Below are 12,226 nucleotides of genomic sequence, written 5' to 3'. Positions count from 1 at the left end.
TCCTGATCCTCGCGGACGACGAGCAGGCCGGCGCCGGGCTGGCGGAGAAGCTGGCCGGAGACGGGGCGCGCTGCGTGCGCATCACCCCCGGCAGCGCGTACGCCAGGCACGGCGACGACGCCTACACCCTGGACCTCGGCGAGCCCGAGGACGTCAGGAGGCTGGCGGCCGAGCTCGCGGAGCGCGACGCGCTCCCCGGGGCCCTGGTGCAGATGTTGTCCGGCCCGTTCCCCGGCCCGGACCAGGAAGCGCTGAAGGCGGAGCTCGACCGCAGCTTCTTCCCCCTGCTCTGGACGGCGACCGCCGTCCTCGCCACCCCGGGCGGGCCGCTGCGCGCGGTCGTCGCCCACACGCGGGACGCCGAACATGACCGGCCGCACCACGCGGCGCTCGCGGCGGTGCTGCGGACGCTCGCGCTGGAGCACAGCCGCTTCAGCGGCGCCACCGTGGCGATCCCGGGCACCCTTCAGGACGGCTTCGAGCAGATCGCGGCCGAGCTTCGCGCCGCGGACGCCGAGGCCGCGCCGGAGGACCAGGTCACCGAGCTGCGGTACCGCGACGGGACCCGGTGGCGCAAGGCCCTCGCGCCGTACCAGCCGGGCCCGGCCGGGTTGCGGCTGCGGCGCGGCGGGACGTACCTGATCACCGGCGGCGCCGGTGCCATCGGCCTGGCCTTCGCCGGATACCTGGCCTCCAACGGCCCGGTGAACGTCGTCCTGACCGGACGCTCGCCGCTGGACGACGACACCAGGACCCGGGTGGAGGCACTGCCCGCCACCTACGTCCAGGCCGACGTCCGCGACCCCGCGGACCTCGCCCGCCTGGTCGAGGACACCCGGCGGCGGCACGGCCCGATCAACGGCGTCCTCCACGCGGCCGGGGTCCACCGGGACGCCAGGGCCGTGCGCAAGGAGCGCGCGGACGCCGAGGACGTCCTCGGGCCCAAGGTGCTCGGCACCGTGCTGCTCGACGAGGCCCTGCGCGAGGAGCCGCTGGACTTCATGGCGCTGTTCTCCTCGGTCGCCGCCGAGACCGGCAACCTGGGCCAGGTCGACTACACCTACGCCAACGCCTTCCTCAACCGCTACGCCGAACTGCGCGAGTCGCTCGGACGGGGCAGGACGGTCTCCATCTGCTGGCCCCTGTGGGAAGAGGGCGGCATGACCGTGGACGACGTCACCCGCCGAATGTTCGAGCGCCGCTGGGGCAGCGTGCCTATGCAGACGCGAGCCGGGCTCACCGCGTTCGCGAGAGGAGTGGCCGGGACAGAGGCATGCCTGGTCGTCGTGGAGGGCGCCGGAGAGACGACGCGAACGCCGGAGAAGGAGACACCGCACGTGGACACGACCGCGAACAGGCAGACCGGCGACATCGACCACGACGAGGCGGTCCGCGCCGGCCTGCGGCGGGTGGCCGCCGGGTTCCTGCTGGTGGACGAGGACGACGTCGACCTCGACGCCGACCTGACCGACAGCGGCTTCGACTCCATCTCGATCGCGGAGCTGGTCGACAAGGTCAACGCGATGTACGGGCTCGACCTGCTCCCCACCGTCCTCTTCGAGGCCTCCAATCTATCGGCCTTCTGCGACCACCTGGTGGAGAACCACCCCGCCGAGATCGAGGCCGCCCACCGCGCGGCCACGCCGGTCGGGCCTCGTGCCGGCGACACGAACAAGCCCGGCGACGCGCGCGAACCCCGGGCCGGCGAGGAGACCGGACTCCGCGCCGACGACGCGGACGAGCCGCGAGCCGACGACACCGCGGGAAGCTCGGAGAAGACCCCCGCCGACGGCATCGCGATCATCGGCATGGCGGGGACGCTGCCCGGTTCGACCGATCTGGAGGACTTCTGGCGGCATCTGGCCGCCGGCGACGACCTGGTCCGCCCGGTGCCCGAGGACCGGGCCGAGCTGCGGGAGAACCCCGGAACCGCGGATGTCCGAGCGGGCTTCCTGGACGACGTGCGGTCCTTCGACGCCGCGCTGTTCGGGATCTCCCCCAAGGAGGCCGCGACCATGGACCCGCAGCAGCGGCTGTTCCTGCAGACCGTCTGGCGCACGATCGAGGACGCCGGATACCGGCCCTCCGACCTCGCGGGCACGGCCACCGGCCTGTTCGCGGGCGTCTCCGCCTGCGACTACGACGACCTGCTCAGGGAGCACGACGTCCCGGTGGAGGCGCACACGGCCAGCGGCGTCGCCAGCTGCATCCTCGCCAACAGGGTCTCCCACGTCCTGGACCTGCGGGGCCCGAGCGAGGCGATCGACACCGCGTGCTCCAGCTCCCTGGTCGCGCTGCACCGCGCCGTGCGGGCCATCGAGGGCGGCGAGTGCGCGACCGCGATCGCCGGAGGGGTCAACCTGACCCTGAGCCCCGGCCTGTACATCGCGTTCACCGAGTCCGGCATGCTCAGCGGCGACGGCGCCTGCAAGACCTTCGACGAGCGCGCGGACGGTTACGCGCGCGGCGAGGGCTGCGGCGCGGTGCTCCTCAAGCCCCTGGCGGCGGCGCTGGCCGACGGCGACCACGTGCTCGCCGTTATCAAGGGCAGCGCGGTCAACCACGGCGGCCGGGGCACCTCGCTCACCGCGCCGAACCCCGAGGCGCAGGCCGACGTCCTCGTCCGGGCGTACCGGAAGGCCGGGGTCGACCCCGGCACCGTCAGCTACATCGAGGCCCACGGCACCGGAACCCGCCTCGGCGACCCCATCGAGATCGAGGGGATGAAGAAGGCGTTCGACCGGCTGTACGCCGAGTGGGACCGTCCCGCGCCGGGCGAGCCGCACGTGGCCGTCGCCTCGGTGAAGACCAACATCGGCCACCTGGAGGCGGCGGCGGGCATCGCCGGGCTGCTCAAGGTGCTGCTGTGCATGAGGCACGGCGAGCTGCCCCCGACCATCCACTTCGACCGCCCCAACCCCTACCTGCGGCTGGACGGCACCCCCTTCTACATCAACGACCGGCACCGGCCGTGGGACGGCGTCCCCGACGCCTCCGGCCGCCCGGTGCGGCGGGCCGGGCTGAGCTCCTTCGGCTTCGGCGGGACGAACGCGCATGTCGTTCTGGAAGCCTACGAATCCCCCGAGCCCACGCCGGCCGGTGGCGGCCCGCGCCTCCTGGTGCTGTCCGCGCGCACCCCGGACGCGCTCGACGAGTACGCCCGGTCGCTCGCCCGCTTCCTGGAGGAGCACCCGGACGCCGGCCTGGACCGCGTGGCGTACACGTCGCAGACGGGCCGGGAACCGATGCCCGAGCGCCTCGCCGTGCCCGCCGAGGACCGTGACGCCGCCATCGCGGCGCTGACCGGCGGCGCCGACGCCCCCGGCGTCCTGCGCGGGACCGCCCCCAGGGCCACCCGGGGGACCGCCCGCCCGGACGCCCCGCCCGCCGGCGCCGGCCTGGCGGAACTCGCCGGCGCCTGGGTGGCGGGCGCCGAGATCCCCTGGCGCGAGCTCTGGCCGGACCCCCGCCCGCGACGCATGTCACTCCCGAGCTTCCCGTTCGAACGGGCCGAGCACTGGTTCACGATCCCGTCCCAGTCCCGGACGGAGGCCCCGGCCGGCGAGCGTCCGGAGGCCCGTGCCGAGAAGCACCCCGAGCCCAGTGCCGAGAAGCACCCCGAGCCCGGTCCCGAGGAGCGTCCCGCCGCCCGGACCGGCAAGCGGACTCTGAAGCGGCCTGACGCCCGGCCCACCGACCGCCCCGAAGCGGGAGGCAGGGGCTCGAAGGTCCGGTTGCGTCCGTCCCGCCCGGAGGCACCCGCCGGGAGCACACCGGCGCGCAAGGACGGTGGGACACGTCCGGCGAAGCTGCGGATGTCCCCGAGCCGCACGACGCGCAAGGCCCCGCTGACCACGCCCGAGGCCGTGGAGGGCGGCGCCTCCCCGGCGTTGACGGCGGAGAAGGCTCCTCCGGCGGCGGGGGTCGAGGAGATGCTGCGTGAGCGGCTCTCCGGAATCCTCGGGACCGACCCGGCGAAGGTCTCCGTGGACACGCCGTTCGCGGAGCTCGGGCTCGACTCGATCTTCCGGATGGAACTGGTCAAGGGCATCAACGCCGCCTTCTCCCTCGACCTGCAGGCCTCGGAACTCTACGAGTACGACACGGTCGAACGGCTGACCTCCGCCGTCGAGGACGCGATGGGCGAACAGCCGCCGACGGCACGAAAGCCCGCCGAGCAGGCACCCGAGGAACAGCCGGCGACCGGGTCGACGGCCACGGAGCCGGCGGCCATCGAGTCGACGACCACCGAGCCGGAGGCCACCGAACCCCCCGTCGTGGAACCCGCGGCCGTCGAGCCCATGGAGCCCGAGGCCGTCGAGGAGGAAGAGCCCGTGATGACCGAGCGCGTGATCACGCCCTCGCAGGCCGCGAAGACCCCGCTCGCGCAGACCCCCGAGCCTCCGTCCTCACAGACCCCTGAGCCCCCGCCCGCGCAGACCCCCGAGCCCCCGGTCGTGCGAACGGACGGCACCACCGAGGAGCGGCTCACGCAGCTGGTGGGCACCGTCGTGGGGCGGGAGCTGGACGCGCGCCGGAGCTTCGCCGACAACGGGCTCACCTCGTTCGAGATGTTGCGTGTGGTGAGCGCGCTGGAGAAGCAGGTCGGGTCGCTGCGCAAGACCCTGCTGTTCGACCAGCCGACCGTGCCGGAGCTGGCCGCGCACCTGGACGCCGAGCACGGCGCGGGCGCCCTCGGGGAAACGGCCGGCACGACGGTGACCGTCACGGACGCCGGGGACGACGACGGGCGGGACGGGGAGCCTCTGGTCGTCGCGAAGCGGCGGGTGGCGGAGCGGCCCGCGCTGACGGAGGTGTTCGCGGCGATCGACCGTGAGCACGCCAAGGAGGGCGGCCTGGCCGGGCGCGACATCGCCCCGTTGGCGTTCCTCGGCGCGGAGCGCGAGGGGTACCTGAACTTCTCCGAGCACGACGGGAACCTGCTGGCCTGGAGCTACGTGGGCTCCGAGGAGTACTTCCCGAAGCTGATCGAGGAGTACGTGGGGCACGCGGAGCAGAACGGGCTCAAGCCGAACTTCCTGTCGATGATCCCCGTCTCCGAGGTGTCGGGCAGGCCGTACACCGCGACGCCGTTCGGCGCGGTGCAGCGCCTGGACGACCTGGCGGCGTTCACCCTCAAGGGCGGCCGGATGGAGCGGCTGCGGTACATGGTGCGCCGGTTCTCCAAGAACGCCGAATGCCGCACGGTGGAACACAAGCCCGGCGAGGACCCGGCGGTCGACCGCGAGGTGGCCGAGCTGGTGGACAAGTGGGGCGCCGGCAAGCAGATGGTGAACCCCTACGTGACGGTGGTCAGGCAGGAGATCGAGGGCGGGTCGCTGGACACGCGCCGCCACCGGGTGTTCCTCACCTACCGGGACGACGTGCTGACCAACGCCGTCATCGTCACCAAGATCCCCTCCGAGAACGCCTACCTGCTGGACGCCGAGTTCTACCCGAAGAAGATGCCGCTCGGCGGCCTGGAGTTCGCGATCACGAAGATCATCGAGACCCTGGTGTCCGAGGGCGTCACGATGTTCAGCTTCGGCGCGAGCTTCGGCGTCCAGATGGAGGAGAACACCGGGAACGCCGCCGAGGACGTCACCGAGGCCCTGAACGAGCTGCGCTCCGTCGGCATTTTCGGCGAGGGCAACTTCCAGTTCAAGAACAAGTTCCGCCCGGTGAACGTCCCCATCTACCTGTGCCAGCCCGCGGGCCCGGAGCGCACCTCGGTGGCCGACGTCATCCTCATGATCGCCGACCCCCACCTGGAGCCCGCCGCCGCGACCACCGGCGAGGCCGGCCCCACGACCGAGGCCGGCCCCACGACCGAGGCCGGCCCCACGACCGAGGCCGGCCCCACGACCGAGGCCGGCCCCACGACCGAGGCCGGCCCCACGACCGAGGCCGGCCCCACGACCGAGGCCGGCCCCACGACCGAGGCCGGCCCCACGACCGAGGCCGGCCCCACGACCGAGGCCGGCCCCACGACCGAGGCCGGCCCCACGACCGAGGCCCGCCCCGCGACCGAGGCCGCCCCAGCGCGCGCGGCGGAGCCCAAGGAGCCCCCGGCGCGTAAGGCCAAGCAGTCCCCGGCCCGTAAGCCGAAGCCAGGCTCCAAGCACGCTCCGGCCCGTGAAGCGAAGCCGGCTCCCAAGGACGGCCCCGCTCGCAAGGCGAAGCAGGCCCCCAAGGACACCCCGGCCCGTGAGGTGAAGCCGGTGTCCACCGCCGGGGACGCCGAGGCGCGGGCGGCGCTGCTCGCGGCCCACGGCCACAACCCCGTCCGCATCCCCGGCGACCAGGTCGAGACCGACCTGATCACCGACTCCTGGGCCGAGCTCGACTCCCCGTACATCCGCCACAGGATGCGCGAGCTCACCGACCGCGCCGCCGGCCGCCGGGACGCCACCGAGCTCCCCGCGATCGACTGGCTCCCGTTCCCGCTGGTCGTGCCCACCGGATCGGGCCGTTCCGCCGAGGCGCTGCTGTGCGCGGCGTGGCGCGGCAAGCGTGGCACGGTGCTGCACAACGGCCTGTTCCCGACCTGGTACCTGAGCCTGGTGGACGCGGGCTTCGACCCGGTCCGCATCCCGGGCACCGAGGAGTCGGGCGAGATCGACACCGAGGCGTTGCGGAGGACGCTGGCCGAGCACAGGAACGTGTCCTTCGTCTGCGTGGAGGTCAGCGACAACGCGGCGGGCGGGCACCCGATCTCGCTCGCGAACCTGCGCGAGGTGAAGACGATCGCCGCCGGTCACGGCGCCCCTCTGGTGATCGACGGCGCGCGCGTCGTGGAGAACGCGGTGTTCGTCGCCGACGAGAACGGCCGCGGTGAGTGGGACGTCGTCGCGGACCTGTTCGGGATCGCCGACCACGCCACCGTGAGCCTGTCCAAGGACTTCGGCCTGACGTCCGGCGGCCTGCTCGCCACCGGGGACGGCGCGGTCGCCGAAGCCGTGCGGGAACGGATCGCGACGCTCGGCAGGGACGTCGGGCTGCACGACCGGAAGGTCATCGCCGCGGCGCTGGACGACGTCGCCGCCGTGTCGGCGCAGGTCCGCACCCGGATGGAGGCCGTCGCGACGCTGTGGCAGGGCCTGGCGGACGGCGGCGTGCCGGTGGTGGCGCCCGCGGGCGGCCACTGCGTGCTGCTGGACGTGGCCCGCATGGAGGCGTTCACCGGTCACGACCACCCGATCATGTCGTGCCTGGCATGGATGTACCGCGAGACGGGCATCCGCGGCGGCCCGCACCTCGGCCGCGAGGGCTGCGTCAGGCTCGCCGTGCCGGTCGGGTTCGGCGTGGTGGAGGCCAAGGACGCGGCGGCGCGCCTGGCGGCGGCGTACCACGAGGCCGGGCCGGACGTGCCGCGGCTGGTCGCGGACGGCGAGCTGCGCGGCGCGGCGGCGGCCCAGGCCGAGTACCGCCCCGCCGACAGCGTGCCCGAGGACGTGCAGCAGGCGCTGCGCGAGCGTCACCGGCCGAAGAACGAGAACCTCGCGGTGCTCCGCGAGCACAACCCGGACGTGGAGGAGCACCTGGTGCGCACCCCCGACGGGGACGTCGAGGTCTTCACCGCGGGCTCGGGCCCGGCCCTGCTGCTCATGCATCCGTTCAACATCGGCGCCGGCGTGTACGCCGAGCAGTTCGCCGCGCTGGCGGACTCCTACCGGCTGATCAGCGTCCACCACCCGGGGGTCGGCCGCACCACCGCCTCGGCGGACATCACCCTGGACGGCATCGCGCGGCTCTGCCACGGCGTGCTCGGCGAGCTCGGCGTGGAGCTCCCGGCGCACGTGGCCGGCTGGTCGTTCGGCGGCCTGACGGCGCTGTCGTTCGCGTTGCGCTACCCGGCGGACACCGCGTCGCTGATCCTCATCTCCAGCTCGCACCGCATCGGCAACCGGGTCGGCGAGATCAACCGCCTCGAAGTGGTCGCGCGGGAGGACTTCGACCACGTCATCGCCGAGAGCGGCTCGGAGCGGCTGCGCGCGGACCGCGAGTCCCTGACGTCGGCGCTGCTGCGCTCGGAGAGCATGGACCCGCAGATCGGCCTGCGCTACCTGGACGTGTTCGCCGACCGGCCCGACCTGCTGGCGAGCCTGCCCGACATCACGGTGCCGACGCTGATCGTCCAGGGCGCGCACGACACGGTCATCCCCCGCAAGACCGCGCATCTGCTGCACGGCGCGATCCCGGACGCCCGGTACGCCGAGATCCCCGACGCCGGGCACTTCCCCGGCCTGACCAGCCCCGGCGCCGTCAACACCGCCATCGCCGAGTTCCTTGGAGGGATGTCATGAGCGTCGCCACGCAGAACAGGAACGACGGGAGCACCGCGAACAGATCGGTGCTGGTGAAACCGGGAATGTGCGGGCACAACTCGCTGTTCGTGGGCAACCTCGGCGACTGGACCTGGGAGACCGTAAGCGAGCTGTGCGACACCAACGCCTTCGACGCGGTCAACGCCGACGGCTCGCCGACCTACCTGTCCTTCTACTACTTCCACATCAGGGCGAGCCGCCAGATGCACGTGGGCGGCCTCACCTTCGGCGACCGCCTGGACGTCGCGTCCCGCCTGTTCGACTTCGGCAGCGAGTCGATCCTCACCCTGCACGAGGTGCGGCCGGAGGGCGCCAGGGCCGGACCCATCGACCCCGACAGCTTCTACCGGTTCGCCGACCCCAGGTGCATCTACGTCGAGAACTACAACCGGTGGATCACCCGGAGCCGTCCGGGCAGCAACGAGGACCTGGTCAAGTCGTCGCCGGTCGGGTTCCGGCACGACCACCTGCCGCGGCTCCCCGACGAGCACTCGCCCCGGCGGGTCTACAACCACGCCAGGAACCGGCTGACGTTCCTGGACGGCCTGCCCGCCGACCGGACGCCGCTTCGCCGCGCCTTCACCGTCGACTACCCGATCGAGCCGTCCCGGGACCTCAACGGCGTCGGGCTGCTGTACTTCGCCACCTACTTCTCGATCATCGACTGGGCGCTGCTGAGGTTCTGGCGGAGCCTCGGCCGGGACACCGCGGCATTCCTCGACCGGGTGGTGCTCGACCACCGGCTCTGCTACCTCGGCAACGCCGACGCCGACTCGGTCCTGCGCATCACGGTGGACGCGTGGGAGAAGACGGGCGAACCGGGTGACGAACTCGTGAACCTGGTGATCCGGGACCGGGACTCGGACCGGACGCTCGCGGTCAGCACCCTGCACGTGCTCTCGACAGGAGGTGCTCATGACGATGCGTGACGACGTGGAGCAGGTGGTGCACCAGCAGATCGCCGAGATCCTGCCCTCGGCCCGGATTTCCGGCCACCTTCACCTGAAGGACCTCGGCGCCGACTCGGTGGACCGCGTGGAGATCCTCCTCGGCGTGCTCGACCGGCTCGGCCTGCGGGCGCCGTTGTCCGACTTCCGCGACGTCCCCAACGTGGACGCGCTGGTCGACGTCCTGGCGGAGCGTGTGTCGTGAACGCGGGCATCGAGGCGCTGAACGTCTACTGCGGGGTCGCGCAGATCCCGGTGCGGACCCTGTTCGAGGGCAGGGGCCTGGACGTGGACCGCATGGGCAACCTGATGATGCGCAACCGCTCGGTCGGCCTGCCGTTCGAGGACCCGGTGACCAACGCGGTGAACGCGGCCAGGCCCGTCGTCGACCGGCTGGACCCGGCGGAGCGGGACCGCATCGAACTGCTGATCACCTCGACCGAGTCGGGCCTGGACTACAGCAAGTCCGTGGCGTCCTACGTGCACGAGTACCTCGGGCTGCCGTCCACCTGCCGGGTGGTGGAGGTCAAGCAGGCGTGCTACGCGGCGACGGCCGCCGTGCAGATGGCGGTGGCCTACGTCGCGTCCGGCATATCGCCGGGCGCCAAGGCGCTGGTGATCGCCACCGACGTGGCGCTGGTCGACGAGCGGGGCCAGTACGCCGAGCCCGCCACGGGCGCGGGGGCCGCCGCCGTCCTGGTGAGCGACGACCCCCGGGTGCTCGCGGTCGACCTCGGCGCCTTCGGCAACCACAGCTACGAGACGATGGACTCGGCCCGGCCCACGCCGACCTTCGACATCGCCGACTCCGACCGCTCGCTGTTCGCCTACCTGGACTGCCTGAGCAACTGCTTCGAGGACTACCGCACCCGGGTCGAGGGCGTCGACTTCGCGACCACCTTCGACTACCTGGCCATGCACACCCCGTTCGCGGGCATGGTCAAGGCCGCGCACCGCAAGCTCATGCGCGAGTTCGCCGGCACGGCCCCGGCGCAGGCCGAGGAGGACTTCACCCGGCGGGTGCTGCCCTCGCTGACCTATCCGAGCGCCGTGGGCAACCTGTGCTCGGGGTCGGTGTACCTGGCCCTGTGCAGCCTCATCGACCACGCGCCGCTGGACGGCGGGGCCCGCGTCGGCCTGTACTCCTACGGCTCCGGCTGCTCCTCGGAGTTCTTCAGCGGCCTGGTCGACCAGGGGTCGAAGCGGGAGCTGGCCGAGATGCGCGTCGGCGACCACCTCGCCGGCCGCTGCGAGCTGGCGTTCGAGGAGTACGCCGCCCTGCTGCCGGAGAACCTGAAGTGCCTGGTCCCCGAGCAGGACAGGCGGATCGACGTCGAGGCGTACGAGGGCATCCTCGACCGGGCGCGGATCGACCGGGACCTTCTGGTCAACACCGGGACCAAGGACTACCACCGAACCTACGAATGGTTGTCATATGAATGAGGACGTCATCTTCGAGGCCGTCAAGCGCAACGTGCTGGAGGTGCTCCCCGACCTGGACCCCTCGCAGGTCGTCATGGGGGGCACGCTGACCGACCTCGGCGCCAACAGCGTCGACCGCGCCGACGTGGTCACCATGACCATGGAGGACCTGGGGCTGACCATCCCCATCGCCGAGTTCCAGGAAGTGCACGACATCGCCTCACTGGTGGCGCTGTTGAAGCGGCACTCGTGAGAGTCGTCGTCACGGGCATGGGTGTGATCTGCTCGATCGCCCAGACCGTGCCCGCGTTCACCCGCGCGCTGCGCGAGGGCCGCTGCGGGATCGAGCCCGTGCCCGACATCGGCGACGGCGGGCCCCGCCTGGCGGCGCTGGTGAAGGACTTCTGCTTCGCCGACGCGGTGAGCGCCCAGCACGCTCTGCCCGAGGAGATGCGCCAGGGCGCGATGCGCGCCGCCAACCGCTCGCCGGAGGCGGCGCAGATGGACCTGGTCGCGGCGATGCAGGCGTTCGCCGACGCGGGGCTGCACCTCAGCTCACCGCCCGCCGACCGGCTCGGCCTGGTCGTCGCGGGAAACAACCTCAGCTCCGGCTACGTCCAGGACCTTTTCCCCAAGTACGAGAACAACCCCGAGTACCTGCCGGCGAGGTTCGCCCTGCACTTCATGGACACCGACCGCGTCGGCACGCTGAGCCAGGTGCTCGGCATCAAGGGCGAGGGGTACACCGTGGGCGGCGCCTCGGCCAGCGGCAACGTGGGCATCGTCAACGGCAGCCGTCTCGTGGAGACCGGCGCCGTGGACGTCTGCCTGGTCGTCGGCGCCACCACCGACCTGTCGCCGATGGAGAAGCGGGGCCTGGCGACGCTCGGCGCCGTGGCGGCCGCGGGCACCGACGAGCCCGAACTGGCCCGGTGCCGCCCCTTCGACGTGCGGCACGAAGGCTTCGTACCCGGCCAGGGCTCGGCCTGCGTCGTGCTGGAGAGCGAGCGATCCGCGCGGGCGAGGGGCGCGGACGTGCTCGCCGAACTGGCCGGGTACGACCTCAAACTGGACGCCAACAGCCTGCCCGACCCGCACGAGGACGGCGAGGCCAAGGTGATGGCGGGTGCCATGGCCAAGGCCGGCGTGCGGCCCGACCAGATCGACTACGTCAACGCGCACGCCACCGCGACGCCGCTGGGGGACGAGATCGAGGTGCGGGCCCTGCTCCGGGTCTTCGGCGATGACTTCGGCCGGCCGTGGGTGAACGCCACCAAGGGGCTCATCGGCCACTGCATGTGCGCGGCGGGCGTGGTGGAGGCGGTCGCCTCGGTGATCCAGATCCGCGACGGATTCGTCCATCCCAACCTGAACCTGCGGCGGCCGATCGACGACGGCTGCCGTTTCGTCCACGGGGCAGCCGTGCCCGCGGACATCGAGTACGCCCTGTCCAACAGCTTCGGCTTCGGCGGCTTCAACACGAGCATCGTGCTCAAGCGGTCGCCGCATGCGTCCGGGGCTCACGGGTAG

At 72.5% G+C, this 12,226-nt stretch carries 6 protein-coding genes (1 of these 6 running past the window's edge); all 6 read left to right on the top strand.

Annotated features, from left to right (window positions below; all coding sequences use genetic code 11):
• Tightly spaced (each overlapping or abutting the next), the 6 genes in view from ACFP1K_RS16745 to ACFP1K_RS16720 form a layout consistent with a single transcriptional unit that may run on beyond the window.
• A protein-coding gene (locus tag ACFP1K_RS16745) for an SDR family NAD(P)-dependent oxidoreductase (RefSeq protein ID WP_380753685.1) crosses the window boundary here: on the top strand, positions 1 to 8,306 show its 3' end. 14,926 nt of this gene lie to the left of the window's left edge; only the last 8,306 of its 23,232 coding nucleotides appear in the window; the start codon falls outside the window, past its left edge; it ends in the stop codon at positions 8,304 to 8,306.
• The gene (locus ACFP1K_RS16740) at positions 8,303 to 9,256 is read left to right on the top strand and encodes an LnmK family bifunctional acyltransferase/decarboxylase (protein ID WP_380753682.1); all 954 of its coding nucleotides are present in this window, start codon (positions 8,303 to 8,305) and stop codon (positions 9,254 to 9,256) included. Before ACFP1K_RS16745 ends, ACFP1K_RS16740 begins: the two co-directional genes overlap by 4 nt.
• Positions 9,243 to 9,479 (top strand): acyl carrier protein, encoded by a 237-nt coding sequence (locus tag ACFP1K_RS16735; RefSeq protein ID WP_380753679.1) that lies wholly within the window; start codon positions 9,243 to 9,245, stop codon positions 9,477 to 9,479. Before ACFP1K_RS16740 ends, ACFP1K_RS16735 begins: the two co-directional genes overlap by 14 nt.
• Entirely contained in the window at positions 9,476 to 10,717 is a 1,242-nt protein-coding gene (locus ACFP1K_RS16730; RefSeq protein WP_380753676.1) for a hydroxymethylglutaryl-CoA synthase family protein, read from the top strand. Before ACFP1K_RS16735 ends, ACFP1K_RS16730 begins: the two co-directional genes overlap by 4 nt.
• Positions 10,710 to 10,949, top strand: coding sequence for a phosphopantetheine-binding protein (locus ACFP1K_RS16725; protein WP_380753673.1), 240 nt, complete (start codon positions 10,710 to 10,712; stop codon positions 10,947 to 10,949). The genes ACFP1K_RS16730 and ACFP1K_RS16725 overlap by 8 nt, the downstream gene beginning before the upstream one ends.
• Entirely contained in the window at positions 10,946 to 12,226 is a 1,281-nt protein-coding gene (locus ACFP1K_RS16720) for a beta-ketoacyl synthase N-terminal-like domain-containing protein (protein WP_380753670.1), read from the top strand. Before ACFP1K_RS16725 ends, ACFP1K_RS16720 begins: the two co-directional genes overlap by 4 nt.

This window comes from Sphaerisporangium aureirubrum (genome assembly GCF_042658925.1).
GTDB lineage: Bacteria > Actinomycetota > Actinomycetes > Streptosporangiales > Streptosporangiaceae > Sphaerisporangium > Sphaerisporangium aureirubrum.
Note: the sequence above shows the minus strand (reverse complement) of the source record. Positions and strands in the feature narration are given on the sequence as shown.